22 protein-coding genes are annotated in these 25,218 nt (G+C 66.0%); 16 read left to right on the forward strand and 6 right to left on the reverse strand.

What is annotated here, in order from left to right:
• The first annotated feature begins 238 nt into the window (after positions 1 to 238).
• The 5 genes from ABQZ09_RS05770 to ABQZ09_RS05790 all read left to right on the forward strand — a co-directional run bounded on the left by ABQZ09_RS05770 (position 239) and on the right by ABQZ09_RS05790 (position 6,156).
• A complete protein-coding gene (locus tag ABQZ09_RS05770; RefSeq protein WP_349776370.1) occupies positions 239 to 1,555 on the forward strand; it encodes a M20 family metallopeptidase in 1,317 nt (438 codons plus the stop codon).
• Positions 1,556 to 1,718: 163 nt separating this feature from the next.
• Complete coding sequence (gene queF / locus ABQZ09_RS05775; RefSeq protein ID WP_228314784.1) at positions 1,719 to 2,534, forward strand: NADPH-dependent 7-cyano-7-deazaguanine reductase QueF; 816 nt, start codon at positions 1,719 to 1,721, stop codon at positions 2,532 to 2,534.
• Positions 2,535 to 2,636: 102 nt separating this feature from the next.
• Positions 2,637 to 2,930 (forward strand): LysM peptidoglycan-binding domain-containing protein, encoded by a 294-nt coding sequence (locus tag ABQZ09_RS05780; RefSeq protein WP_039564919.1) that lies wholly within the window; start codon positions 2,637 to 2,639, stop codon positions 2,928 to 2,930.
• 81 nt (positions 2,931 to 3,011) lie between these two features.
• Complete coding sequence (locus ABQZ09_RS05785; protein WP_349776371.1) at positions 3,012 to 3,572, forward strand: hypothetical protein; 561 nt, start codon at positions 3,012 to 3,014, stop codon at positions 3,570 to 3,572.
• Positions 3,573 to 3,924: 352 nt separating this feature from the next.
• A complete protein-coding gene (locus tag ABQZ09_RS05790) occupies positions 3,925 to 6,156 on the forward strand; it encodes an NADP-dependent isocitrate dehydrogenase (protein WP_349776372.1) in 2,232 nt (743 codons plus the stop codon).
• 73 nt (positions 6,157 to 6,229) lie between these two features.
• Here the strand turns inward: ABQZ09_RS05790 and ABQZ09_RS05795 are convergent, their stop codons facing one another.
• A complete protein-coding gene (locus tag ABQZ09_RS05795; protein WP_349776373.1) occupies positions 6,230 to 6,490 on the reverse strand; it encodes a hypothetical protein in 261 nt (86 codons plus the stop codon).
• A 102-nt stretch (positions 6,491 to 6,592) separates the two neighbouring features.
• On the opposite strand from ABQZ09_RS05795, the gene ABQZ09_RS05800 reads away from it, so the two are divergent.
• Both ABQZ09_RS05800 and aceK read left to right on the forward strand, forming a co-directional pair.
• Positions 6,593 to 7,540 (forward strand): LysR substrate-binding domain-containing protein, encoded by a 948-nt coding sequence (locus ABQZ09_RS05800; RefSeq protein ID WP_349776374.1) that lies wholly within the window; start codon positions 6,593 to 6,595, stop codon positions 7,538 to 7,540.
• Positions 7,537 to 9,276, forward strand: coding sequence for a bifunctional isocitrate dehydrogenase kinase/phosphatase (gene aceK, locus ABQZ09_RS05805; protein ID WP_184555560.1), 1,740 nt, complete (start codon positions 7,537 to 7,539; stop codon positions 9,274 to 9,276). The genes ABQZ09_RS05800 and aceK overlap by 4 nt, the downstream gene beginning before the upstream one ends.
• A 132-nt stretch (positions 9,277 to 9,408) precedes the next feature.
• On the opposite strand, the gene rho is transcribed toward aceK, so the two are convergent.
• Both rho and trxA read right to left on the reverse strand, forming a co-directional pair.
• Entirely contained in the window at positions 9,409 to 11,247 is a 1,839-nt protein-coding gene (rho, locus tag ABQZ09_RS05810) for a transcription termination factor Rho (RefSeq protein WP_166752340.1), read from the reverse strand.
• Between the two features lie 219 nt (positions 11,248 to 11,466).
• A complete protein-coding gene (gene trxA, locus ABQZ09_RS05815; RefSeq protein WP_039405310.1) occupies positions 11,467 to 11,808 on the reverse strand; it encodes a thioredoxin TrxA in 342 nt (113 codons plus the stop codon).
• Positions 11,809 to 12,005: 197 nt separating this feature from the next.
• Here trxA and rhlB point away from each other — a divergent pair, with 197 nt between their 5' ends.
• The 6 genes from rhlB (at position 12,006) to rpoH (ending at position 18,084) form a co-directional block, all read left to right on the forward strand.
• The gene (gene rhlB / locus ABQZ09_RS05820; RefSeq protein ID WP_349776375.1) at positions 12,006 to 13,727 is read left to right on the forward strand and encodes an ATP-dependent RNA helicase RhlB; all 1,722 of its coding nucleotides are present in this window, start codon (positions 12,006 to 12,008) and stop codon (positions 13,725 to 13,727) included.
• Between the two features lie 76 nt (positions 13,728 to 13,803).
• Positions 13,804 to 14,490 (forward strand): cell division ATP-binding protein FtsE, encoded by a 687-nt coding sequence (gene ftsE, locus ABQZ09_RS05825; protein WP_003484499.1) that lies wholly within the window; start codon positions 13,804 to 13,806, stop codon positions 14,488 to 14,490.
• Positions 14,487 to 15,437, forward strand: coding sequence for a permease-like cell division protein FtsX (ftsX, locus tag ABQZ09_RS05830; RefSeq protein ID WP_047694624.1), 951 nt, complete (start codon positions 14,487 to 14,489; stop codon positions 15,435 to 15,437). The genes ftsE and ftsX overlap by 4 nt, the downstream gene beginning before the upstream one ends.
• A gap of 8 nt (positions 15,438 to 15,445) precedes the next feature.
• Positions 15,446 to 16,288, forward strand: coding sequence for a response regulator (locus ABQZ09_RS05835; RefSeq protein ID WP_039405267.1), 843 nt, complete (start codon positions 15,446 to 15,448; stop codon positions 16,286 to 16,288).
• Positions 16,285 to 17,010 carry a uracil-DNA glycosylase gene (gene ung / locus ABQZ09_RS05840; RefSeq protein WP_349776376.1) on the forward strand — a complete coding sequence of 242 codons (726 nt, stop codon included), beginning with the start codon at positions 16,285 to 16,287 and terminating at the stop codon, positions 17,008 to 17,010. Before ABQZ09_RS05835 ends, ung begins: the two co-directional genes overlap by 4 nt.
• A gap of 198 nt (positions 17,011 to 17,208) precedes the next feature.
• Positions 17,209 to 18,084, forward strand: a complete 876-nt coding sequence (rpoH, locus tag ABQZ09_RS05845; protein ID WP_039564933.1) for an RNA polymerase sigma factor RpoH — start codon at positions 17,209 to 17,211, stop codon at positions 18,082 to 18,084.
• A gap of 124 nt (positions 18,085 to 18,208) precedes the next feature.
• Here the strand turns inward: rpoH and ABQZ09_RS05850 are convergent, their stop codons facing one another.
• Both ABQZ09_RS05850 and ABQZ09_RS05855 read right to left on the reverse strand, forming a co-directional pair.
• On the reverse strand, positions 18,209 to 18,823 hold the full coding sequence (locus tag ABQZ09_RS05850) for a trimeric intracellular cation channel family protein (protein ID WP_039405257.1): 615 nt from the start codon (positions 18,821 to 18,823) through the stop codon (positions 18,209 to 18,211).
• Positions 18,824 to 18,873: 50 nt separating this feature from the next.
• Positions 18,874 to 20,166 (reverse strand): NAD(P)/FAD-dependent oxidoreductase, encoded by a 1,293-nt coding sequence (locus ABQZ09_RS05855; RefSeq protein WP_349776377.1) that lies wholly within the window; start codon positions 20,164 to 20,166, stop codon positions 18,874 to 18,876.
• A gap of 118 nt (positions 20,167 to 20,284) precedes the next feature.
• Here ABQZ09_RS05855 and ABQZ09_RS05860 point away from each other — a divergent pair, with 118 nt between their 5' ends.
• From ABQZ09_RS05860 to ABQZ09_RS05870, 3 genes are read left to right on the forward strand one after another with little or no spacing between them, the layout of a single operon-like run.
• Entirely contained in the window at positions 20,285 to 20,839 is a 555-nt protein-coding gene (locus ABQZ09_RS05860; protein ID WP_349776378.1) for a hypothetical protein, read from the forward strand.
• Positions 20,836 to 21,666 carry an NYN domain-containing protein gene (locus ABQZ09_RS05865; RefSeq protein ID WP_349776379.1) on the forward strand — a complete coding sequence of 277 codons (831 nt, stop codon included), beginning with the start codon at positions 20,836 to 20,838 and terminating at the stop codon, positions 21,664 to 21,666. Before ABQZ09_RS05860 ends, ABQZ09_RS05865 begins: the two co-directional genes overlap by 4 nt.
• A gap of 35 nt (positions 21,667 to 21,701) precedes the next feature.
• The gene (locus tag ABQZ09_RS05870) at positions 21,702 to 22,325 is read left to right on the forward strand and encodes a glutathione S-transferase family protein (protein WP_349776542.1); all 624 of its coding nucleotides are present in this window, start codon (positions 21,702 to 21,704) and stop codon (positions 22,323 to 22,325) included.
• Positions 22,326 to 22,708: 383 nt separating this feature from the next.
• Here ABQZ09_RS05870 and ABQZ09_RS05875 read toward each other — a convergent pair whose 3' ends face one another.
• Positions 22,709 to 24,931, reverse strand: a complete 2,223-nt coding sequence (locus ABQZ09_RS05875) for a primosomal protein N' (RefSeq protein ID WP_349776380.1) — start codon at positions 24,929 to 24,931, stop codon at positions 22,709 to 22,711.
• Positions 24,932 to 25,218: the final 287 nt, after the last annotated feature.

Consider the following 25,218-nt stretch of genomic DNA (forward strand, 5'->3'; position numbering starts at 1 on the left):
GGCCGGGCGCGTGGTGCGACCGTGGGGCGGCTGTGCGCAGCATATCGTTGCGTTCCACCAATTGAGCGTTACTGAAGTAACGGCTCGGCCGGCGAAACGACCGCAACGGTCATGGAGGCACTGCAGCGGCAACGCGCCACGGCCGAGGCGGTTGACCGCCGGGCTGAATCGGGCCCCACTGCAGCCCATCGGGCGCGCACCTGCACTACATTAAGCAACCACCTTGAGAGGATTGCCGATGCGCCACTCCCGCCTGCTGACCAGCGCGCTGCTGCTCGCCCTGCCCACGCTCGCCGCCGCGCAGACTGCGCAACGGCCCGAAGTTCAGGCCGCCGCCGCCCCGCTGCAGGCCAAGGTGGTGCAATGGCGCCGCGACTTCCACCAGCACCCGGAACTGTCCAACCGCGAGGAGCGCACCGCCGCCACCGTGGCCGCGCAGCTGCGCAAGCTGGGCCTCAAGCCGCGCACCGGCATTGCCCATCACGGCGTGGTGGCCATCATCAAGGGTGGCAAGCCCGGCCCGAAGATCGCCCTGCGCGCGGACATGGACGCGTTGCCGGTGAAAGAGCAGACCGGGCTGGCGTTTGCCTCCAAGGCCACCGCCGAGTACCGCGGCGAGCAGGTCGGGGTGATGCACGCCTGCGGCCACGATGCCCATACCGCCATCCTGCTCGGCGTGGCCGAGGCGCTGGTGGGCATGCGCGAGCAACTGCCCGGCGAAGTGATGCTGATCTTCCAGCCCTCCGAAGAAGGCGCGCCCGGCAACGAGGAAGGCGGCGCCTCGCTGATGCTCAAGGAAGGCCTGTTCGCCGACTTCAAGCCGCAGGCGGTGTTCGGCCTGCATGTGTTCTCCAGCGTGCAGGCCGGCAAGATCGCGGTGCGCAGCGGCCCGCTGATGGCGGCCTCGGACCGGTTTGCGATCAAGATGATCGGCCGCCAGACCCACGGCTCGGCGCCCTGGAACGGCATCGACCCGATCGTGGCCAGCGCCGACATGATCGGCGCCGCGCAGACGGTGATCAGCCGCCGCGCAAACCTGTCCAAGCAGCCGGCGGTGCTCAGCTTCGGCGCGATCAAGGGCGGCATCCGCTACAACATCATCCCCGACGAGGTGGACATGGTCGGCACCATCCGCACCTTCGACGAGGGCATGCGCCAGCAGATCTTTGCCGATCTCAAGAACGTGGCCGAACACACCGCCGCTGCCCACGGCGCCAAGGTCCAGGCGCAGGTGCCGGACCAGCCCGGCAACCCGGCCACCGTCAACGACCCCGCACTGACTGCCAGGATGCTGCCCAGCCTGCAGGCCGTGGTGGGCGCCGAGAATGTGTACGAGCCGCCGTTGCAGATGGGCGCGGAAGATTTCTCGTTCTATGCCCAGCAGGTGCCGTCGATGTTCTTCTTCGTCGGCTCCACCGCCAAGGGCATCGATCCGGCCACCGCACCCAGCAACCATTCGCCGCAGTTCCTGCTGGATGAGTCCTCGCTGGATGTGGGCTTGCGTGCGCTGTTGCAGGTGTCGCTGGATTATCTGCGTCAGGGTGAGGCGGGCTGAATCGGGAATGGGGAATGGGGAATCGTCTTTGGCTGGGCGATTCCCACCTTCGGTGACGGGTGGGTTGAGCGGGCATGAACGGTAATCTTCGGGTTTCCCGTTCGCTGTGTTCCGCGTGTCGCCATACACCTCACGGCCAGCCCGTGCGGCCTAAAATGACGGCATGAATACCCCAGAAGATTCCACCCTTGGTCGCGAGGTTGCCTACCCGAGCGGCTACGACCCGTCCTTGCTGTTTCCGATTCCGCGTGCGGCCGGGCGCCAGGCGATCGGGCTGACCGGCGCACTGCCGTTCATCGGCCGTGATCGCTGGCATGCCTATGAGTTGAGCTGGCTCGATGCGCAAGGCAAGCCGTGCGTGGCCACGGCCACCGTGCATGTGCCTTGCGATTCGCCATCGCTGATCGAATCCAAGTCGCTCAAGCTGTATCTCAACTCCCTCAATGCCACCCGCTTCAATAGCGCCGAAGCGGTGCGCACACGCATCGCCACCGACCTGTCCACGCGCGCAGGTGCCGATGTATCGGTGGAGTTCGGGCTGCCGCCGATCGATGCGGTGGGCGAGGGTGAGTCGATCGATACGCTGGATGTCAGCATCGACGACTACGGCCCGCCCAATGCCGATTATCTGCGTGCGCACGCAGGCGCTGCGGTGGACGAAGTGCTGACCTCAGCGCTGCTCAAATCCAATTGCCCGGTCACCGGCCAGCCGGATTGGGCCAGCGTCACGCTGCGCTATCGCGGCGCGCCGATCGATCGCGAAGGCTTGCTGCGGTATCTGGTGAGTTTCCGCGACCACGCCGAGTTTCATGAGCAGTGCGTGGAGCGCATCTTCAATGACGTGCTGATCCGTTGCGCACCCGAATGGCTGGTGGTGGAAGCGCGTTATACCCGTCGCGGTGGGTTGGACATCAACCCCCTGCGCAGCTCGCCCAGCGTGCCAACACCGCTGTCGATCTTCCGCGACCTGCGCCAGTAAGTCGCGTCTGCACAGGATCGCGCCGGCTTCACGGTGGCGCGATCCACGCTTAACAGCCGCCCGCGCACCCTGCAGCCATCGTGAGGCACAAGGGTTGCAGCAATGAGCGCCGATAAAAAAGCAGATTTTTCCAATGTCACCGCATCGGTCGACAGCACGGCCGAGGTAACCCCGGCAGCGGATTTTTCCAACGTGCGCACCAGCGTGCAAAGCACTGCGCAGCTGGTCGATGAGTCGGTCACCGTGCAGGCAGGCGACACGCTATCTAGCATCGCAAAACGTCACCTGGGTGACGGTGCATTGTGGCCGCGTATCTTCGAAGCCAACCGCGAAACGCTCAAGGACCCGGACAAGATCTTCCCGGGCCAGGTGCTGCACCTGCCACCGAAGGCTTGAGCAGCTGCCGTGTCATTCATGCATTCGATTTAGACAAGGCGAGTCATTCGCCACCACCATTGGCTCTTTGGAGAACGATCCATGCGTAGCAAAGCCGTTTCCAGCTCCCTCGTGCTTGCCCTTGCCGGCGTCCTGGCCTTGTCGGGCTGCCGTAAGGAAGCCAACGACGATTCCAACGTGTCGAAGGATCCCACCTCCGGCGCTGCCACCGACGCCATGCCGGGCCCGGCCGCGACGCCGCCAGCCAGCGACCAGGCCGGGCAGAGCAGCGCGACCGGCGCTGCGAGCACCGATACCGCAGCGGGCGCCGGCGCTGCCGTCACCGTTTCCAGCGTTGCGGTAGGAACCAAGGCAGCCGCCGATAAGACGGTGATGCCATCTGCCAACATCGGCACCAAGGACACCATCATCGTCTCGGTCAAGACCGACGGCAGTGCGAGCAACGTGCCGGTATCGGCCAAGCTCACCTATCAGGATGGTCAGGTGGCGGGCGAACAGAACGCCACCTTGACCACGTCCGGGGCCGAGACCACCAATCTCAGCTTCAGCAAGCCCGATGGCTGGCCGGCCGGCACCTACACGGCGCAGGTGATGGTGGATGGTAAGCCTGCCGGCAATCCGCAGACCATCACCGTCAAGTAAGCGGCGCTGGTTGAGGCATCGGATGGTGTGCAGCGCTGTATTGCACACCTTCGTAGCAGGCACCCGGTTCTGTAGGGCAACCAGACAGGGCGCGGCCGCAAGGTCGCGCCTTTTCCATGCACGGCGCATTCGTTACAGCTGCATCCATCCCATTGGCCACGTGACGGGATGAAGCATCCGCCCGTGGTCGCTTTACCCGGGCGCGGCTCAGACGCGACAATGCGGTGCTGATCCAATGCCGCGTTCATTGCGCTGGCCGATCGGCGTGCCATCACCGACCCCCGTTGCGCACGCCAACCTCGCCATCGCCGGACGTCGGCGCTCCTCCCGACCATAAGAGCCATCGCACCTCATGTCGAAGACACCGAAGATCCTCTACACGCTCACTGACGAAGCTCCCTTTCTGGCCACGCAGTCGCTGCTGCCGATCATCGATGCCTACACCAACACCGCCGGGATCGTGGTCGAGACGCGCGACATCTCGCTGGCAGGCCGTATCCTGGCGCTGTTTCCCGAGCACCTGAGCGAGCAGCAGAAAATCGCCGACGACCTCGCCGAGCTCGGCGAACTGGCCACCACGCCGGAAGCCAACATCATCAAGCTGCCCAACATCAGCGCATCGGTGCCGCAGCTCAAGGCCGCGATCAAGGAACTGCAAGGGCAGGGCTATGCACTGCCGGCGTATCCGGACGAGCCCAAGGATGCCGCGGAGAAAGACATCAAGGCGCGCTACGACAAGGTCAAGGGCAGCGCGGTGAATCCGGTGCTGCGCGAAGGCAATTCCGACCGCCGCGCGCCGCTGTCGGTGAAGAACTATGCCCGCAAGCATCCGCACCGCATGGGCAAGTGGAATGGCGAGTCCAAGTCGCACGTTTCGCACATGGATTCCGGCGATTTCTTCGGTAGCGAGCAGTCCACCACGTTGGCCGAGGCCGGCAGCCTGAAGATCGAATTCGTCGCTGCCGATGGCAGCAGCACCGTGCTGAAAGACAAGGTGGCGGTCAAGGCTGGCGAAATCGTCGATGCCGCCGTGTTGAGCAAGCGCGCGCTGGCCAGCTTCATCGACGCGCAGATTGCCGATGCCAAAGCCAAGAACGTGCTGTTCTCGGTGCATCTGAAGGCCACCATGATGAAGGTCTCCGACCCGGTGCTGTTCGGCGTGGTGGTCGGCGAGTTCTACAAGGACACGCTGAGCAAGCATGCCGATGCGCTCAAGTCGGTCGGCTTCGATCCCAACAACGGCATCGGCGATCTGTACGCACGCATCGGCACGCTGCCGGAAGACCAGCAGGCGCAGATCAAAGCCGATATCCAGGCCGAATACGCACAGCGCCCAGGCCTGGCGATGGTCAATTCGGACAAGGGCATCACCAACCTGCATGTTCCCAGCGACGTGATCGTCGACGCATCGATGCCAGCGATGATTCGCGATTCCGGCCAGATGTGGAATGCCGACGGCAAGCTGCAGGACACCAAGGCGGTGATTCCGGACCGCTGCTACGCCGACGTGTATCAGGCGGTGATCGACGACTGCAAGGCGCACGGCGCGTTCGATCCGGCCACCATGGGCTCGGTACCCAACGTGGGGTTGATGGCGCAGAAAGCCGAAGAATACGGTTCGCACGACAAGACCTTCCAGATCCCCGCTGCCGGCACGGTCAAGGTCACCGATGGCAATGGCAAGACGGTGTTCGAGCACGCAGTGGAGGCCGGCGATCTGTGGCGCATGTGCCAGGTCAAGGACGCGCCAATCCAGGACTGGGTGAAGCTGGCCGTGGAGCGCGCGCGCCTGAGCGACACGCCGGCCGTGTTCTGGCTGGACAAGGCCCGCGCGCACGACGCGCAGGTGATCGCCAAGGTCGAGACGTATCTGAAGGATCACGACACCAACGGCCTGGATATCCGCATCCTGCCGCCGGTGGAAGCGACCACCTTCTCGTTGCAGCGCATCCGCAAGGGCCAGGACACCATCTCGGTCACCGGCAACGTGCTGCGCGATTACCTCACCGACCTGTTCCCGATCATGGAACTGGGCACCAGCGCCAAGATGCTCTCCATCGTGCCGTTGATGGCTGGCGGCGGCCTGTTCGAAACCGGCGCCGGCGGCTCGGCACCCAAGCATGTGCAGCAGTTCGTCGAAGAAAACTGCCTGCGTTGGGATTCGCTGGGTGAGTTCCTGGCGCTCGCGGCCTCGCTCGAACACCTGGGCAATCGCTACGACAACCCGTCGGCCACGGTGTTGGCCAAGGCGCTGGACGTGGCCAACGGGCAGTTCCTGGACAACAACAAGTCGCCGGCACGCAAGGTGGGCGAGCTCGACAACCGCGGCAGCCACTTCTATCTGGCGATGTACTGGGCTCAGGCCCTGGCCGCACAGACCGAAGACACCGCGTTGCAAGCCAAGTTCGCACCGCTGGCCAAGTCCCTGACCGAGAACGAAGCCACCATCGTGGCCGAGCTCAACGGCGCGCAGGGCAAGCCGGTGGACATCGGCGGTTATTACCATCCGGACCTGGCCAAGGTCAGCGAAGCGATGCGCCCGAGCAGGACCTTCAACGATGTGCTGGCGACGCTGAAGGCCTGAGTTCCCGCACCGCCTGTCGGTGCGGAGCACGCTGCCATCAAGGCCCGTCTCGTCAGAGGCGGGCTTTGTCGTTTCAACGGAACGGCGACAGCGCCGTCATGGTGCGAAGCAGGCGTCGGCTGAGCCGCGCCATACGCCGTTCGCGCCGGAGGCGCTGTCGTGCTTCGGCCGTCAGCTGGGTGTCCTGCACTATCGGCGCGAGGGGCGTCGTTGATTCCACGGACTCAACCGATTCAACCGATTCAACTGGCGCGTCGGCTTCTGCCAGGCATCGAGCGAGCGCCGCGTCGGCAATGTGGCCGTGCTGGAACAACAAGTCGGTAAAGATGCGCATGCCCTGGCCTCCACTTGAGTGAAACCCACAGTAGGTGCAGGCTAGGGGGCGTAAAAGCGATGCTTTTGCAAGTGAGTGTTGAATCCTATTCAAGGGTTGGCCATGGCGCGTCCTCCGCTTCACGCATTGCAGGGTTTCGTCAGCGCGGTGCGCCTGGGCAACCTGTCGCGCGCCGCAAGCGCAATGCATCTCACCGTCAGCGCGCTCAGTCATCAGATGCGCGCGCTTGAACAACGGCTGGGGTATCCACTGCTGCAGCGGCATGCGCGTGGCGTCACCGCGACACCGCAGGGCCAGCAGTTGCTCGATCGCATCGCACCGCATCTGGATGCGATTGCCGAAGCGTTCGAGCCCTTCGGTGCGCGCCGCGAAGACACGCTGACGCTCAGCATCACGCCGTCGATGGCGTCGGCCTGGCTGGTGCCGCGGCTGGGCGAATTCCTGGCGGTCCATCCCACCATCGAAATCAACCTGCTGTCGAGCGAGCGACTGGTGGATTTCGAACGCCAGCAGCAGGTGGATGCTGCCATGCGCATCGGTGCCGGGCAATGGGCGGGCGTCATCGCCGAACCTTTGTTCGACGAATGGCTGGTGCCGATGGCAAGCCCGGCACTGATCGCGCGCATGGGCGGCGGGGAGGCGCCGCCATTGCACCACTGGCCATTGCTGGGCGATCCGGATGATGCCTGGTTGCGCTGGTTTGCCGCGTTTGGCGGTGATGCGCCGCGGCGCTATGTCGCCGTGCTCGACGAATCGGAGGCGCACCACCGCGCTGCGCTGGATGGCGTCGGCGTTGCCTTGGGTCGCGTGACGCGTGCGCGCCTGTTGCTGGCGTCCGGCCAACTGGTGGCGCTGTCCACGCATCGGCTCAAGACCAGTTGGTCGCATTACCTGGTGTATCCGCCGCGTTCCAGTACGCATGGCGGGTTTCTCGCATTTCGTACCTGGCTACAGGGCCAGGCGCGCGAGCACGCCGCGCACGCGCAACAGGCCACCGCCGCGCCACTTGCCGCGCGTGGCCGCAAGCGCACAAGGACAGTGCAACCATGAGCCACCTACCGTTGCCGCCGCAATCCGAGCGCCGCGCGCTGGCGATCGCCCAGGCCGTGTATGAAGCGTTCGAGGACTATCACGCGCGGTTTTCCGGGATCACCGCACGCGCCAAACAGCGGTTCGAAACCCGCGATTGGAGCGGCGCGCGCGACGACGCAGTTGCACGCATCGCGCTCTACGATCAATACATCGCCGAATGCATGCTGCGTTTGCGTGCAGTACTGCTGGGCCAGGCGCACGACCGTGCGCTATGGATGCGCGCGCGCGATCATTACGCCGCGTTGCTGAGCGGGTTGATCGATCAGGAGTTGTACAAGACCTTCTACAACACCCTGACCCGGCGTTACTTCGGCACCCATGGCGTGGACGCCGACATCGAGTTCATTGCGCTGGATATCGAGCCCACCGATGCCATTACCGTGCCGGTGGCGCGGCACACCTATGCGGTCTCGCCAGGCCGATTGACCGACATGCTGGTGCGGGTGCTGGGGGACTACGCGTTCGCCGTGCCGTATGCGCATCGCACCCGCTGCGCGGCCGCCATCGCAGTGCGCCTGCTCGACGACCTTGCGCACTGGGGCGAGCATCCGGTACGCAGCGTGGAGCTGCTGGAGACCGTGTTCTATCGCGAGCGCCGCGCCTATCTGGTCGGGCGCGTCTTCGGCGAACATCGCTTTTCGCCGTGCGTCATCGCCTTGATCAACGACGATGCCGGCCTGCGCGCCGAAGCGGTGCTGACCCGGCGCAGCGATGTCGCGCAATTGTTCAGCAATTCGCGCAGCTATTTCCAGGCCGACCTGTCGACGGTAGGCGATGCGGTGGTATTCCTGCGCAGCCTGCTCACCCACAAGCCGGTCGACGAGCTGTACACGATGCTGGGCCGTGCCAAGCAGGGCAAGACCGAACGCTATCGCACGTTCTTCAGTCATTTCCAGGCGCAGCCGTCCGAGCAGTTGGTGCATGCCGACGGCACGCCCGGCATGGTCATGGTCGTGTTTACGCTGCCCAGTTATCCGCTGGTGTTCAAGCTCATTCGCGACCGCTTTGCCTATCCCAAGACCATGAGCCGCGCGCAGGTGGAAGGCAAATACGAGCTGGTATTCCAGCTCGACCGCATCGGCCGCCTGCTCGATGCGCAGCCATATCGGTTTCTGCGGTTTCCCAAAGCGCGCTTTTCACCGGCGCTGCTGCAAGAGCTGCAGACCAGCTGCGCGATGAGCCTGAGCGAAGATGGCGACGATGTGCTGATCGCGTTGTGCTACGTGCAACGGCGCCTGCGCCCGCTCAACCTGTACCTGCGCGAACAGCTGCCCGAGGCCGCGCATGCGGCCGCACTGGACTACGGCCAGGCGATCAAGGACATGGCGCGCAACAACATCTTTCCCGGCGACATGCTGCTGAAGAACTTCGGCATCACCCGGCACCAGCGCGCGGTGTTCTATGACTACGACGAGCTGTGCCTGATCACCGAATGCACGTTCCGCGACTGGCCCGCGCCCACCACCTACGAAGAACAGATGGCCGCCGAGCCCTGGTTCCACGTCGGCCCGCGCGACGTCTTCCCCGAACGTTTCGCCTTGTTCATGGGCTTGCCCTCCTCGCAACTGGAAGCGGTCAAGCACATCCACCCCGAGCTGTTCGACCCGCAATGGTGGCGCAACCTGCAGGCCCGGCTGCGCGAAGACGATTACCCGGACACGCCGCCCTACGCGGAGTCGCGCAGGCTGGCGTGATGCGTCTGTCTGCATCGACCGGTCCTGAAATGGGCGGGCATTGTCGATGCTCGTCGTCGCCACGCAATGGCAGCACGCCCACAAAAAAGCCCCGCAATGCGGGGCTTTTCTCCTCGTTGACGCAGACCGGAATCAGCGTTTCATCGAGCTGAAGAACTCGTCGTTGGACTTGGTGGTCTTCATCTTGTCCAGCAGGAATTCCATCGCCGCGATTTCGTCCATCGGGTGCAGCAGCTTGCGCAGGATCCAGATCTTCTGCAGCAGCTCCGGCTCGATCAGCAGGTCTTCGCGGCGCGTGCCGGAGCGGTTGATGTCGATGGCCGGGTACACGCGCTTTTCGGTGATGCGGCGGTTCAGATGCACTTCGCTGTTGCCGGTGCCCTTGAACTCTTCGTAGATCACCTCGTCCATCTTGCTGCCGGTTTCCACCAGCGCCGTGGCGATGATGGTCAGCGAGCCGCCTTCTTCCACGTTACGTGCCGCACCGAAGAAGCGCTTGGGGCGGTGCAACGCATTGGCGTCCACACCACCGGTGAGCACCTTGCCGGAGCTGGGCACCACGTTGTTATAGGCGCGCGCCAGGCGGGTGATGGAGTCCAGCAGGATCACCACGTCCTTCTTGTGCTCGACCAGGCGCTTGGCCCGCTCGATCACCATCTCGGCAACCTGCACGTGGCGCGCAGCCGGCTCGTCGAACGTGGAGGAGATGACCTCGCCGCGCACGGTGCGCTGCATTTCGGTCACTTCTTCCGGGCGCTCGTCGATCAGCAGCACGATCATGTGCACTTCGGGATGATTGGTGGTGATGGCCGTGGCCACCTGCTGCATCATCATCGTCTTACCGGCCTTGGGCGGGGAGACGATCAGCGCACGCTGACCCTTACCCTGCGGCGCCATCAGATCCAGGATGCGGCCGGTGATGTCCTCGGTGGAGCCATCGCCACGCTCCAGACGGAAGCGGCGACGCGGGAACAGCGGGGTCAGGTTCTCGAACAGGACCTTGTTCTTGCTCGCTTCCAGCGGCTCACCGTTGATGGTGTCCACGATCGACAGCGCGAAATAGCGCTCGCCGTCCTTGGGGAAGCGGATGCGGCCGGACAGATGATCGCCGGTACGCAGGTTGAAACGGCGGATCTGGCTGGGCGAGATATAGGTATCGTCGGGGCCGGCCAGGTAGCTGGCTTCGGCCGCACGCAGGAAACCGAAGCCGTCGGGCAGGATTTCCAGCACGCCGTCGGCGGCAACACCTTCGCCATGACGGGTCAGCACCTTGAGCAGGGCGAAGATCACGTCCTGCTTGCGCGCGCGCGCCACGCCTTCCTGGATGTTGAGCTGGTCGGCGATATCCAGCAGCTTCTGCGCCGGCATCCGCTTGAGGTCGCTCAGCGAATAGACCGGGAAGCCTTCTGGCACGGCCGGATGCGGACGCGCGATGAAGGGCTCGTTGCTACCGTCGGAGGACGGCATGCCGCCGCCTTCATTACCGAAGCGGTCGCGCGGACCGCGGTCGCGACGGTTGCGGAACCGGTCGCGGCGATTGCCCTGCTGGTTCTGCCCCTGACCCTGCTGATTCTGGCCGCCCTGATTCTGACCTTGGCCCTGGTTCTGGCCCTGGCTTTGCGCCTGATTCTGGTTCTGCTGTTGCTGCGCCTGATTGAAGCGCTGCTGCTGCGACTGGCCGCCCTCGCGGGGCTCGCCGTGGCTGTCGCTGCCCTGGCTGGCGCCGGAGGCGCTGCTGGTGCCTGCGCCATCGCTGGACGTCTGCGCCGGTGCCGATTCGGCAGCGGGCGACGGTGCCTGCGGAGGGCGTGGCGCGTCGGGTGCGGGACTGGCGGGCAAGGGCAGGTTGGGCTGCTGCGCGCCGGCATCGTCATGGGCGACGGCGGTCTTGCTCACGCGCGGCTTGCGCACGCGCTTCTCGACGGGAGCGTCGACGCTGCTCCCGGTATCGGAGGAAGGATGATCGGACAAGTGCGTGATTCCTCGCTAAGGTGCGAGCGCCCGGCTGGGGGGCGAACTATTGGTAGATGGGAGTCTAGAAGAGGGTTCTAGAGGGGTACGGCGGCGCACGAACGTGTGCCGGACCAACTGACACTATCACCGTGGCGCGCGACCGCGCAAGCATCGGCCTTGGCCGGATTTAACTGCCGGCCTACCACGGCAGGCGCCCATCGCTGGACGCCCGCTCACTCAGGCGGCCGCGCCGCCCAGGGTCTTGTCGATCATCTGGGTCAGCTGGCCCTTGCCAACCGCCCCGATCTGGCTGGCCTGGACTTCTCCGTCCTTGAACAGCAACAGCATCGGGATCGAGCGCACGTGGTACTTGATGGCCAGGGCGCGGTTCTGGTCCACGTTGACCTTGGCAACCTTGAGCCGACCCTGGTATGTATCGGCCAGATCGTCCAGCACCGGTGCGATCATCTTGCACGGGCCACACCATTCGGCCCAGAAATCCACCAGGACCGGTTCGCCGGATTGCAGTACAGCTGTCTCGAAGTCGGCATCGCCGACATGTTGAACCTTGTCGCTCACGTTGGGTCTCCTGGAAACCAAACGGCCCACCCGATCGGGCAGGCCGCCACATTGCGTTAAACTGGGGCATTGCGCGACTGAATCAAGTGTCAGTCCTGAAGCCGCGCTGTCCGCCACAACTGCCGCAGTTTGCGACGCTGTCGGCATCGATGCAAGCCGCGCCCGGGCTGCCCAGGGCGCCTTACGAAGACGGAATAATGAGCGACAAACCGCTGACCGATTTGACCTTTTCCTCGTTCGACCTGCATCCGGCGCTGATCGCCGGGCTGGAGAGCGCCGGATTTACCCGCTGTACCCCGATCCAGGCGCTGACCCTGCCGGTCGCGCTGCCGGGCGGCGATGTCGCCGGCCAGGCCCAGACCGGCACCGGCAAGACCCTGGCATTCCTGGTGGCGGTGATGAACCGCCTACTGATCCGCCCGGCGCTGGCCGACCGCAAGCCGGAAGACCCGCGCGCGCTGATCCTGGCGCCCACCCGCGAGCTGGCGATCCAGATCCACAAGGACGCAGTCAAGTTCGGCGCCGACCTGGGGCTGCGCTTTGCGCTGGTCTACGGCGGGGTGGACTACGACAAGCAGCGCGAGCTGCTGCAGCAGGGCGTGGACGTGATCATCGCCACGCCGGGCCGGCTGATCGACTACGTCAAGCAGCACAAGGTGGTGTCGCTGCATGCCTGCGAGATCTGCGTGCTGGACGAAGCCGACCGCATGTTCGACCTGGGCTTCATCAAGGACATCCGCTTCCTGCTACGGCGCATGCCCGAGCGCGGCACCCGTCAGACGCTGTTGTTCTCGGCCACGCTGAGCCACCGCGTGCTGGAGCTGGCCTACGAGCACATGAACGAGCCGGAAAAGCTCGTCGTCGAGACCGAGACCATCACCGCGGCGCGGGTGCGCCAGCGCATCTACTTCCCGTCCGACGAAGAGAAGCAGACGCTGCTGTTGGGTCTGCTGTCGCGTAGCGAAGGCGCGCGCACCATGGTGTTCGTCAACACCAAGGCGTTCGTCGAGCGCGTGGCGCGCACCCTGGAGCGCCATGGCTACCGCGTTGGTGTGCTGTCGGGCGACGTGCCGCAGAAGAAGCGCGAGTCGCTGCTCAACCGCTTTCAGAAGGGCCAGCTCGAAATCCTGGTCGCCACCGACGTGGCCGCGCGCGGCCTGCATATCGACGGGGTCAAGTACGTCTACAACTACGACCTGCCGTTCGACGCCGAAGACTACGTGCACCGCATCGGCCGCACCGCGCGTCTGGGCGAGGAGGGCGATGCGATCAGCTTCGCCTGCGAGCGCTATGCGATGAGCCTGCCGGATATCGAGGCCTACATCGAGCAGAAGATTCCGGTCGAACCGGTGACCACCGAGCTGTTGACCCCGCTGCCGCGTGCAGCACGCGTGCCGGTGGAAGGCGAAGAGGCCGACGACGACGCTGGCGACAGCGTGGGCACGATCTTCCGCGAAGCGCGCGAGCAGCGTGCCGCCGAAGAACAGCGTCGCGGTGGCGGGCGCAGTGGTCCCGGCGGCGGTTCGCGCAGCGGCAGTGGTGGCGGTCGCCGCGATGGCGCCAGCGCCGGTGCCGACGGCAAGCCGCGTCCGCGCCGCAAGCCGCGTGTGGAAGGGCAAACGCCTGCGACGGCTGCACGGAGCGAAACACCGGTGGTTGCCGCTGCAGCGGTGGACGCGCCGTCCACCATCGCGGCCGATGCCGAGCGTGCACCGCGCAAGCGTCGCCGTCGTCGCAACGGCCGTCCGGTCGACGGTGCCGAGCCGGTCGCGTCCACGCCGGTGCCCGCACCTGCTGCCCCGCGCAAGCCGACCCAGGTGGTCGCCAAGCCGGTGCGCGCCGCAGCCAAGCCGGCCGGCAGCCCGTCGCTGCTGAGCCGCATCGGTCGCCGCCTGCGGTCGCTGGTCTCGGGCAACTGACCATCGCTTCGCTGCAATCGCATCGCTGTTACGCGGCGATGCGACGCAGGCACGGGCGCTCCGGCATAATCGCCGGATGACCGTTCTGCGTTTCGACAACGTCAGCAAGCACTACGCCGGGGGCCACCAGGCGCTGACTGATGTCAGCTTCGAGGTGGCCGATGGCGAGATGCTGTTCGTGACCGGCCACTCCGGCGCCGGCAAAAGTACCTTGCTCAAATTGATCCACCTCAGCGAGCGGCCCAGCCAGGGCGCGGTGCTGCTGGGTGAGCGCAACCTGCTCAAGGTGCGCGGCCGGCAGATTCCGCTGCATCGGCGTCAGGTGGGTGCGGTCTACCAGGACCACCGCCTGCTCAACGACCGCAGCATTGCCGAGAACGTGGCGTTGCCGTTGATCCTGCGCGGCACCCGTCGCGCCGAGATCGGCAAGCGCGTGCGCTCGGCGCTGGAACGCATCGGTCTGGCCCATCGCGAAAAAGCCCTGCCATCGCAACTGTCGGCAGGCGAGCAGCAACGCGTGGGCATCGCCCGCGCCATCGTCGGCGAACCGCGCCTGCTGGTGGCCGACGAGCCCACCGGCAATCTCGACCCGGCGTTGGCGGCCGAAATCATGCAATTATTTGCCGAGCTTCCTGCGCGCGGCACCAGCGTGCTGGTGGTCAGCCACGACCTGGCACTGCTCAAGCAGATGCGCAAGCGCGTGCTGATCCTGGACCATGGCCGCCTGGTCGACGACATCTCGCCGCAGGACCTGGCCGAATGAGCAAGCTTGCCAATACCGAAGCGGTGGCACCGTCGCGATTCGGCGTCTGGATCGACCACCATCTGCACAGCATCGCCTTCAGCCTGGGCCGCGCCATGCGCAAGCCGTGGGCCACGCTGCTGACCATCGTGGTGATGGCCTTGGCGCTGGCCTTGCCGTTGGGGCTGTCGATCGCGCTGGACAACGTCAAGCTGCTGGCCGGCAGCGTGCAGCAATCGCGCGAGATCAATCTGTTCCTGAAGGTCGATGTCGCGGCCGAGGCCGCGCAGGCGCTGGCCACCGAGCTGCGAGCCCGCCCGGATGTGGCGCAGGTCACGCTGCGCACCCCCGAACAGGGTCTGGCCGAGTTGCGTGAGAGCGCCAAGCTCGATGAAGCTGCCGAAGCGCTGGGCGAAAACCCGCTGCCCACGCTGCTGATCGTCACGCCCGCCGACACGGCCGACGACGCGCAGCTGGCCGGCGCACTGCAGGCCCTGCCGCAAACCGACCAGGTGCAGCACGACGCGCTATGGCGCAAGCGCCTGGATGGCTGGCTGCACTTCGGCGAGCGCCTGGTACAGGTGCTGTCGGCCCTGCTTGGCATCGGTGCGGTGCTGGTGGTCGGCAACACCGTGCGGCTGGACATCCAGTCGCGGCGCGAAGAGATCGGCGTGCTGCAGCTGCTCGGCGCCAGCGATGGCTTCATCCGTCGCCCGTTCCTGTACCTGGGCGCGTGGTACGGGCTGGGCGCTGGCGCTGTGGCGCTGGCGTTGATTGCCGCTTCGGGACTGGCGTTGCGTGCGCCGCTGGCGACCCTGGCCGACAGCTATGGCAGTTCGTTTACGCTGCACGGGCTGGATCTGCTGCATTCTGTGATGGTGCTCATCGGCACCCTGGTGCTGGGCTGGCTGGGCGCCTGGCTGGTGACCGGCCATTTCCTTCGCCAGACCCGTCCCACCGAGACCTGAGGCCTGCCATGCATCCACCAGATCTCAAACACCTGATCAGCGACGCACCGCGCGTGATGGTCGTCGATGGTTCGAAACTGGTGCGCAAGCTCATTGCCGACGTGCTCACGCGCGAGCTGCAAAACGTGCAGGTAATCGGCTGCGCCAGCATCGCCGAAGCGCGCGATGCGCTGGAAGCCGGCGCGGTGGATCTGGTGACGACCTCGCTGTCGCTGCCGGATGGCGATGGCCTGGCCCTGGCGCGCAGCGTGCGCGAAGCGGCCGGGCAGGCGTATGTGCCGGTCATCGTGGTGTCCGGTGATGCGCAGCAGCACCTGGTCGAGCGCCGCTTTACCGAATACGTCACCGACTATTTCGACAAGGCGCTGGGCCATGAGGCCCTGGCCACCTTCATCCGTGGCTATGTGCAGCCCGAGCCGGTGGTCGGCGCGACCGTGCTCTATATCGAAGACAGCCGCGTGGTGGCCGAGGCGACCAAGCGCATGCTCGAGCGCCAGAGCCTGAAGGTGGTGCATGTACTGACTGCCGAAGATGCCTTTGCGCTGCTGACCGCCGAATCGCTGGGCCGGACCGAGCGTCGCATCGACGTGGTGCTGACCGACGTGACCCTGAAAGGCGAGCTCAACGGCCGCGATGTGGTCGAACGTATCCGCATCGATTTCGCCTACGGCAAGCGCCGCCTGCCGGTGCTGGTGATGACCGGCGACACCAATCCACGCAACCAGTCAGAACTGCTGCGCGCCGGCGCCAATGACTTGGTGCAAAAGCCCATCGAAGAGCGCTTGCTGGTGACCAAGGTGTTGTTCCAGCTGCGCCTGGCGCGACTTGAGGATCAGGCCGTCACGCTATGAGTGAAGTGGAAGGGCGCATCCAGCTGGAACCGTCGTGGAAGGCAAAGGTGGGCGATTGGCTGCTGCGCCCGGAGATGCAGGAGCTGTCGGCCTTCCTGCGCCAGCGCAAGGCGGCCGGGGCGCGGGTGTTTCCGCCAGGGCCGCAGATCTTTGCCGCCTTCGACGCGACCCCGTTCGATCAGGTCAAGGTGGTGATCCTGGGTCAGGACCCGTATCACGGCGAAGGCCAGGCGCATGGGCTGTGCTTTTCGGTGTTGCCCGGCGTGCCGGTGCCGCCGTCGCTGCTCAACATCTATAAGGAGATCCAGGACGATCTGGGCATCCCGCGCCCGGACCATGGCTATCTGATGCCGTGGGCGCGCCGCGGTGTGCTGCTGCTCAACGCGGTGCTGACGGTGGAGCAGGGCCGGGCGGGTGCACACCAGAACAAGGGCTGGGAAGGCTTCACCGACCACGTCGTGGAGACCCTCAACCGCGAGCGCGAGGGCCTGGTGTTCCTGCTCTGGGGCAGTTACGCCCAGTCCAAGGGCAAGGTTATCGACCAGGCGCGCCATCGGGTGTTCAAGGCGCCGCACCCGTCGCCGTTGTCGGCGCATCGCGGTTTCCTGGGCTGCAAGCATTTCTCCAAGACCAACGAGCATCTGCAGCGCCGGAGTCTCCCTCCGATCGACTGGTCGTTGCCTCCGCGCGACGGGTTGGACACAACGTCGGCCGCCGGCTGAACAGCCTAGCCGGGCGCCGCATCGTCGCGGGTTTTGTCACGGTCTGCGCAGGCGTGGGGTGCTAGTTTGGCGTCAGAATTCGGGGAGCTGTACGGTAGAACGCCGGCAAGCGCGGAAGCCCGAACGTCCTATAAATGGAACGCTGGGAACTCTTTCTATACCCGGCAGTCCAATAGTTCGACTGCTAAGATGGTGCCTATGAACCAGACTACTTCGACTGCCCTTGTGGCAAACAATCTCCCGATTCCCAGTGCGCTCGGTTCGCTGGACGCCTACATCGGTGCCGTGCACCAGATCCCGGTGCTGTCGGTCGATGAGGAGCAGAATCTGGCCCGCCGCTTCCGCGATGAGCTCGATCTGGACGCCGCGCGCGAACTGGTCCATTCCCACCTGCGCTTCGTGGTGCACGTGGCCCGCGGTTACAACGGCTACGGCCTGCCGCTGGGCGACCTGATCCAGGAAGGCAATATCGGCCTGATGAAGGCGGTCAAGCGCTTCGACCCGGATATGGGCGTGCGCCTGGTCAGCTTCGCAGTGCACTGGATCCGTGCCGAAATGCACGAGTTCATCCTGAAGAACTGGCGCATCGTCAAGGTCGCCACGACCAAGGCGCAGCGCAAGCTGTTCTTCAACCTGCGCAAGTCCAAGACCCGCCTGGGCTGGCTCAATGCCTCCGAGGTGACGGCGGTCGCCAAGGACCTGAACGTCTCCGAACGTGAAGTGATGGAAATGGAGTCGCGCCTGTCCGGTCGCGATATCGGTTTCGACGCGTCTTCCGACGAAGACGACGACCACGGTCCGCCGTCGCCGGTGAGCTACCTGGTGGCCAACGACGAAGATCCGTCGCAGGCCTACGAGCGGCACGACAGCGAAGACAACCAGCTGCAGTTGCTGCGCGAAGGCATGGCTGGCCTGGACACGCGCTCGCGCGACATCGTCAAGCGTCGCTGGCTGGATTCCGAATCCAAGGTGACGCTGCAGGAGCTGGCCGACGAGTACGGCGTGTCGGCCGAGCGGATTCGCCAGATCGAGGCGAACGCGCTGAAGAAGATGAAGGCGCTGTTCGTCGCCTGATCCTTCGCTCTCGCAGTTCCCGTCGCACAAACGGCCCGGTTACCCGGGCCGTTTGCATTGGGGGTCTATGGGCGCGAGCGGCCCTCTGACGCCGCTGCCAGGATCATGCCTGCGCGACAATGTGTCAGTCGGGCAGGCGTGCCACCGGCAGATGCCAGCCGTAGCGGATCGCCATGAAGCGCAGTCCGAAACATACGCCGGCGCCGATCGCCAGCGACCAGGCCTGCGGCACGCCGAGCACATGGCCGATGGCCACCAGGCCGCCACCGGCGAGCGCGGCGACGGCGTACAACTCGGCCTGCAGCACCACTGGCGTGCGTGCGACCAACAGATCGCGCGCAATGCCACCGCCGATGCCGCTGAGCATGCCCAGCAGCGTGGCACTGAGCGGGCTGAGCTGATAGTCCAGCGCCTTGCTGGTGCCGTAGACCGCAAACAACGCCAGCCCGGCCGCGTCGAAGATCTGCACCGGGTTGCGCAACCGTTCCACTGCTGCATGCCAATAGAACCCGGCAACGCCGGCCAGGCAGGCCGTGAGCAGATACTGCGGGTGCACCAATGCGGCCGGCGGGGTGGCGCCGATCAGCACGTCGCGCACGATGCCGCCGGACACGGCTGCTGCGCAGGACAGTACCAGCACGCCGAACAGGTCCAGGCGGTTGCGCACCGCCACGGTTGCGCCGCTCAGGGCGAACACGAAGGTGCCGAGCAGATCCAGCAGGAACAGGACAGTTGCCACGGTCAGGTCGTCGCATCAGGCCGCACAGCATCGCACGGCCTGCGGCGCTGTCATCCGTCCTTGCTGCTGGGCGGCGGGTCGTCGGTGGCGCCGCCGAAGATGATCCGCGCGGCACGCTGATAGCTCCAGTACGCCATTGCCCAGTTCACCAGCACCACGAAGCGGTTGCGGAAGCCGATCAGGAAGTAGACGTGCGCGGCCAGCCAGAACCACCACGCGACGATGCCGGACAGCTTGAGCTTGCCGACATGCACGATGGCGGCCATGCGCCCGATGGTGGCCAGGTTGCCGAAGTCCTGGTAGCGGAAGGCGGCCGCAGCCTGGCCGCGCTGGCGTGCGCGGATGGCCTTGGCGATGTGCTTGCCCATCTGCTTGGCCGCCGGTGCCACACCCGGTACCGGGCGGCCGCCCTGCTGCACCGACGCCAGGTCGCCGCCGACAAAGATCTCCGGATGCCCGGGCACGCTCAGGTCCGGCTCAACCAGCACGCGCCCGGCGCGATCCAGCGGCACGCCGAGCGTGCGCGCCAGCGGCGAGGCGGCGACGCCGGCCGCCCACACCACGGTGCGCGCCGGCACGAAGGTGTCGCCGAGCCGATAGCCCAGCGCATCGATATGGCTGACCGGCGTGCCGGTGTGCACCTCCACCCCCAGCCGCTCAAGCTGCTTGCGCGCCTTGTCGGTGAGATCTTCCGGAAACGAGGGCAGCACGCGCGGGCCGGCTTCGACCAGGCGCACCCGTGCCTGACGTGGGTCGATATGGCGGAATTCCTTCTTGAGCGTGTGGCGGGCGATCTCCGCCAGTGTGCCGGCCAGCTCGACCCCGGTCGGGCCGCCACCGACGACTGCGAAGCTCAGCCAGGCGGCGCGCGCCGCCGGATCGGATTCGGCCTCGGCGCGCTCGAAGGCGAGCAGCAGCTTGCGCCGCAGCACCAGCGCGTCGTACAGGGTCTTCAGGCCGGGCGCGTGTTCGGCCCACTGGTCGTTGCCGAAATAGGCATGTGTGGCGCCGGTGGCCAGCAGCAACATGTCGTAGCCCAGCGACGTGCCATCGGCGAGCACCACTTCCCGGCGGGTCGGCGTAATCTCTGCGACGTCGCCGAGCAGCACCTCGACATTGCGCTGCTCGCGCAGGATGTGCCGCAGCGGTGCGGCGATGTCCGGTGCCGACAGGCCGGCGGTGGCCACCTGATACAACAGCGGCTGGAACAGATGGTGGTTCTGCCGATCGATCAGGGTGATGCGGATGCCGGGGTCGTCGAGTGCACGGGTCGCCCACAAGCCGGCGAAACCGCCGCCGACCACGACCAGATGCAAGGGAGCAGGAGAGGGGGAAGAGGTCATCGTCAGGTCCGATGGAGTGCGACGCGGGCGCGACAGCATGCCAAATCGCCAATGAACATGACGCGTGGGCGTCGCACGCCTGCGGCATCATGTCGCATCTGCTGCCGACGGTCATTGCATGTCTTCACTGCCACCGCCCCTGCCACCGCTGCCGCCTGCCCCGGCGCACAGCGCAGCAGCAAACATTGCTCCTGCGACTGCGGTCAGACAGCCACGCAGTGGCGTGGCCATCGGCCTGATCGGCATCCTGGCCTGTGCGAGCGTGTTCGGGATGGTGGTGCTTGCTGCGGGGCTGTGGCTGGTCGGCACCGGCTGGTCGATGTTTGCTGACCAGGCGCGCACTGCGCTGCAGGAAGACGCCGTGGTGCAGGACCACATCGGCCAGATCCGCAGCATGCGCGTGGATCTGCTGCGCACCGGGATGGCAGCGGAGGGCGAAGAGTTCGTCTTCGACGTGGAAGGCGATCGCGGCGCTGGTCGCGTCGCGGCGACCTGGACCAGTGCCGGCGCCGATCAGGAGATTCTCAGCGAGGGGCTGCTCACCTTGCGCGATGGCACCGAGTACACCTTGCCGGCGGCAGCGACTACAGACGTTGAGATACCCGATGCCCCATCAGAAATGGACACCGATCCCGCACGCGACACCGCCCCTGAGACAATAGTGGAGCCATGAGCATGACCGACAATCCCGACAAGCGGATCGCCTTGCTGATCGATGCCGACAACGCGCCGGCCGGCAAGATCGATGTGGTGCTGGCAGAAGTGGCGCGCTATGGCGTGGCCAACGTGCGCCGTGCCTACGGCAACTGGAAGAGCCCGCACCTGAAAGGCTGGGAAGCGGCATTGCACGATTACGCGATCCGGCCGATCCAGCAATTTGCCTACAGCTCCGGCAAGAACGCCTCGGACATGGCGATGGTGATCGATGCGATGGACCTGTTGTATGCACGCAATCTGGATGGGTTTGCGATCGTCTCCAGCGATGCCGATTTCACCCCATTGGTGATGCGTCTGCTGACCGACGGCATGAAGGTCTATGGCTTTGGCGAGCAGAAAACCCCGGCGCCGTTCGTCAATGCGTGTTCCAAGTTCACCTATGTCGAAGCGCTGGGCGAGCAGGCTGCGGCCGCCAGCGACAGCGCGGCCGGCCGCAAGGACGCCACTGCATTGCGCAGCGACACGCGGCTGGTGCAGATGCTGCGCAATGCGATCGTCAGCGCTTGCGAAGACGACGGCTGGGCGCTGCTGAGCGCGGTGGGCAAGCAAGTCGCCAACCAGGCCTCGTTCGATCCACGCAACTACGGCTACCGCAAACTCAGTGACCTGGTGCGCGCGATCGGCCTGTTCGAGATCAAGCAAGACGAGCAGGCATTGTGGGTGCGCGATACGCCCAAGGGTGGGCGCGGCAAACCGACGCAGTCCGCCACTGCGGCGGCGCAACCGGCGGCTGCTGCCAAGCGCCCGGCGCGCGCGCCAGCCAAACCTGCAGCAGGGGGCTGAGCATGACGCATGACGCAAATGGGCCCGCTGCCGCGATGCCCGCCATCACGATTTGGGGACGTCGGAATTCAAGCAATGTGCGCAAGGTGTTGTGGTGCGCGGAAGAAGCCGGCGTGGCCTATGCCTCGATCGAGGTTGGCGGTGCATTCGGCGGTAACGACACGCCGGCGTATAGTGCATTGAACCCGAATGGCGTGGTGCCGACCTTGCAGGACGGCACGCTGGTGGTATGGGAATCCAATGCGATCGTGCGCTATCTGGCGGCGCAGTACGCGCCGGCGCTGTACCCGCAATCACCGGCCGAGCGCGCGCGGGGGGATCGCTGGATGGACTGGACTACATCGACGTTTGCCAGTGTGTTTCGTGATTTGTTCTGGGGCGTTGTGCGCACACCGGAGGCCGAGCGCGATGCCACACGTATCGCCGCGGCACTGGCGCAATCGGGCGAGCTGCTGGCACGCGCCGATGCGGCATTGGCACAGCAGCCATATCTGTCCGGCGAGCGCTTTGCGATGGGCGACATTCCGTTGGGCAGCTTCATCTACGCCTGGTTCGAAATGCCGATCGAGCGACCGGCGCTGCGGCACCTGCAGGCGTGGTACCAGCGCTTGCGTGCGCGGCCGGCCTACCAGCGTGGCGTGATGACGGCGCTGACCTGAGTTTCGCGTTTCCGCTCAGGCCAGCATGGTCCATGGCAGGCGCCGCACGTGCTGCCGACACGGCACGTTGCTGCAAGGACACAGGCCTCGTACATCGCGCGACCAAATAGCTCGCGTTTTCTGTAGGAGCGCACTTGTGCGCGAGGGCATTCCCAGTAACGCCCCATCGCGCGCAAGCGCGCTCCTACAAAAACGTGAGGACACCTGTGGCCTGTTGGCTCGCGGTGTTGTAGGAGCGCAACCGGGCGCGATGGCATTCCCGGTAACGCCCCATCGCGCCCAGGTGCGCTCCTACAAAGGATCACGCCACGCGCGATCAAGGACCTGGGCACACCGCGCAAAACTTCGGTTTGGCTGCTGCCCCATGTGCGATACGCCCTGCACTAATACAGATCGATCGGATCCACATCCAGCGACCAGCGCACGCGGCGTGCCTGCGGGAGTGCGTAGATCGCCGGCAACTGGGTGTCGAGCAACCGGTGCAGCGCCGAGCGTTGCTGGGCGGACAGCAGCAACTGGGTGCGCTGGAACCCGGCGCGGCGTGGCATCGGGGCAGGCATCGGGCCATAGCATTCCACAGCCGCAAACGCCGGCGACTGCGCCGAGCACTCGTCGGCGGTCAGCCCGCGTACCGCCAGCAGGAACTGATTAGCGGCGGCGACATCCTTTGCTTCGGCGCGGAACAGCGCCAGATGCGCAAACGGTGGAAAGCCGGCGGCCTCGCGCTGCTGCAGTTCGGCATCGGCAAAGGCGTGGTAGCCGCCGTTGACCAGGGTCTGCAGCAAGGGGTGTTCGGGGTGATGGGTCTGCAGCCAGACCTCGCCGGGGCGATCGGCGCGTCCGGCGCGTCCGGCTACCTGGATCAGCTGCTGGGACAGCTTTTCGGCGGCACGGAAGTCGGCCGAGAACAGGCCTTCGTCGATGCCGACCACCACCACCATGGTCAACCGCGGCAGGTCGTGGCCCTTGGCCAGGATCTGGGTGCCGACCAGGATGCCGGCGTCGCTGCCGAGCCGGGCGAGCTGGATCTCCAGTGCGTCGCGGCGCTGGGTGGTGCTGCGGTCGATGCGCACCACCGGGACATCCGGGAAGGCCTCGGTCAGGCGCTCTTCCAGCCGCTCGGTGCCGATGCCCTGCGGCTGCAGCGCCAGGCTGGCGCAGGCCGGGCAGGCCAGCGGTGCGGGTTGGCGCGCGCCGCAGTGGTGGCATTGCAGGCGTCGGCCGCCGGCATGCACGGTCATGGGCGTCTGGTGCAGCGGCGTGCTGCAGCGCTGGCAGGCGGCGGTCCAGCCGCAGTCGTGGCACAGCAGCACCGGTGCATAGCCGCGGCGGTTCTTGAACACCAGCACCTGCTCGCCACGCGTCAGGGTGGCGCCGATGCCAGCCAGCACCTCTGGCGACAATCCGTCCTTGAGCGGGCGCTTGCGCACGTCCAGCACCCGGACCCGCGGCGGGCGCGCCTCGCCGGCACGCCGCGACAGCCGCAGGTGCCGGTAGCGGCCGGAATAGGCGTTGTGCAGGCTTTCCAGCGATGGCGTGGCGCTGCCCAGGATCACCGGCACGTCCAGCGCCTTGCCGCGGACCAGGGCGAAATCGCGGGCGTGATAGCGGATGCCGTCCTGCTGCTTGTAGCTGCCGTCGTGTTCTTCGTCGATCACGATCAGGCCGGCGTTGGGCAGCGGGGTGAACACCGCCGAGCGGGTACCCACGATCAGCTTGGCCTCGCCGCGCCAGGCCGCAGCCCAGACGCGGGCGCGTTCGCCATCGGAGAGCCCCGAGTGCAGCGCGTGCACCGGCACGCCCAGGCGCGCGCGGAAGCGCCCCAGCGTCTGCGGGGTCAGGCCGATCTCCGGCACCAGCACCAGCGCCTGCCTGCCGGCCGTCAGGCAGTCTGCGATCGCCTGCAGGTAGACCTCGGTCTTGCCGCTGCCGGTGACGCCGTCGAGCAGGTAGGTGGCAAAGCCGGTCTGCGCGCGGACGGCAGCGGCGGCCGCCTGTTGCTCGTCGTTGAGCGCCGGCCCGCTGCCGGGGCGGGCCGGGATGGCATTGGCCGGCACTGCCACGCGTTCGGCAAGCTCACGTTTGGCCAGGGTGCGGGCGGCCTCGCGCCACTGCGGCAGCAACGGGTCCAGCTGCTCTTCGCCCACGGCGCCGGCCTGCAGCCGGCCGGCCAGCAACGCCGGCCGGCTGCCGGCGCGCAGGCTGCTGGCGGCGGTGTGCCCGGCTTCGGTCAGCTGCCAGGCCCAGGCGTGGGTGTCGGCCAGGGGCTCGCCGCGGCGCAGCGGGCCGGGCAGGGCGCTGGCCTGGGCCTCGCCGAGCGGGGCATGGGTATAGCGGGCCAGCCACTGCAGCGAGCGGGCCAGTTCATTCACCAGCAGCGGCGTGTCGTCGCACCAGGCCAGTGCCGGGCGCAAGCCTTCGGCCGACGGCTGCCGGCCGATTTCCACCACCACCCCGATCAGCTCGCGCGAGCCGAACGGCACACGCAGCCGGCAACCGACCCGCGCCGGATCGGCGCCTGGCACGTTGGCCGGGGGCAGGTAATCGAACAGCTGGGGCAGCGGCACCGGCAGGGCGACGCGCAAGGTGGGCACAGTCGAAGGCATCCGCCAAGTCTACCGGCTGTGTCCAGCGGACCTGTCCCGCGCACTTCGGGGCGTGAAGGGCGCGTGATCACTTGCAGCGTCTTTCTGTGACCCAAGTGATAAATACGACGTAAACCTATGTGAGGACTCAAGAAACGGGTTTATCCACACTGCCTGTGGATAAACCTGTGAATTAACCGCGTGCTCCACGCCGTGAAGGCGGATTCACTTGCCTTGGCAACCTCTTGGACATTTTTTCGCCATCCGATGAAATGCAATATGTATCAATCACTTAGGCGTGAAACACG

The organism is Xanthomonas sp. WHRI 6106, assembly GCF_040202405.1.
GTDB classification, from domain to species: domain Bacteria; phylum Pseudomonadota; class Gammaproteobacteria; order Xanthomonadales; family Xanthomonadaceae; genus Xanthomonas; species Xanthomonas cannabis.

Bases quoted from the DNA above. Each gene is read 5' to 3' on its own strand.
- ABQZ09_RS05770 (WP_349776370.1), top strand. From the start codon at position 239: ATGCGCCACTCCCGCCTGCTGACCAGCGCGCTGCTGCTCGCCCTGCCC.
- queF (WP_228314784.1), top strand. From the start codon at position 1,719: ATGAATACCCCAGAAGATTCCACCCTTGGTCGCGAGGTTGCCTACCCG.
- ABQZ09_RS05780 (WP_039564919.1), top strand. From the start codon at position 2,637: ATGAGCGCCGATAAAAAAGCAGATTTTTCCAATGTCACCGCATCGGTC.
- ABQZ09_RS05785 (WP_349776371.1), top strand. From the start codon at position 3,012: ATGCGTAGCAAAGCCGTTTCCAGCTCCCTCGTGCTTGCCCTTGCCGGC.
- ABQZ09_RS05790 (WP_349776372.1), top strand. From the start codon at position 3,925: ATGTCGAAGACACCGAAGATCCTCTACACGCTCACTGACGAAGCTCCC.
- ABQZ09_RS05795 (WP_349776373.1), bottom strand. From the start codon at position 6,490: ATGCGCATCTTTACCGACTTGTTGTTCCAGCACGGCCACATTGCCGAC.
- ABQZ09_RS05800 (WP_349776374.1), top strand. From the start codon at position 6,593: ATGGCGCGTCCTCCGCTTCACGCATTGCAGGGTTTCGTCAGCGCGGTG.
- aceK (WP_184555560.1), top strand. From the start codon at position 7,537: ATGAGCCACCTACCGTTGCCGCCGCAATCCGAGCGCCGCGCGCTGGCG.
- rhlB (WP_349776375.1), top strand. From the start codon at position 12,006: ATGAGCGACAAACCGCTGACCGATTTGACCTTTTCCTCGTTCGACCTG.
- ftsE (WP_003484499.1), top strand. From the start codon at position 13,804: ATGACCGTTCTGCGTTTCGACAACGTCAGCAAGCACTACGCCGGGGGC.
- ftsX (WP_047694624.1), top strand. From the start codon at position 14,487: ATGAGCAAGCTTGCCAATACCGAAGCGGTGGCACCGTCGCGATTCGGC.
- ABQZ09_RS05835 (WP_039405267.1), top strand. From the start codon at position 15,446: ATGCATCCACCAGATCTCAAACACCTGATCAGCGACGCACCGCGCGTG.
- ung (WP_349776376.1), top strand. From the start codon at position 16,285: ATGAGTGAAGTGGAAGGGCGCATCCAGCTGGAACCGTCGTGGAAGGCA.
- rpoH (WP_039564933.1), top strand. From the start codon at position 17,209: ATGAACCAGACTACTTCGACTGCCCTTGTGGCAAACAATCTCCCGATT.
- ABQZ09_RS05855 (WP_349776377.1), bottom strand. From the start codon at position 20,166: ATGACCTCTTCCCCCTCTCCTGCTCCCTTGCATCTGGTCGTGGTCGGC.
- ABQZ09_RS05860 (WP_349776378.1), top strand. From the start codon at position 20,285: ATGTCTTCACTGCCACCGCCCCTGCCACCGCTGCCGCCTGCCCCGGCG.
- ABQZ09_RS05865 (WP_349776379.1), top strand. From the start codon at position 20,836: ATGAGCATGACCGACAATCCCGACAAGCGGATCGCCTTGCTGATCGAT.
- ABQZ09_RS05870 (WP_349776542.1), top strand. From the start codon at position 21,702: ATGCCCGCCATCACGATTTGGGGACGTCGGAATTCAAGCAATGTGCGC.
- ABQZ09_RS05875 (WP_349776380.1), bottom strand. From the start codon at position 24,931: ATGCCTTCGACTGTGCCCACCTTGCGCGTCGCCCTGCCGGTGCCGCTG.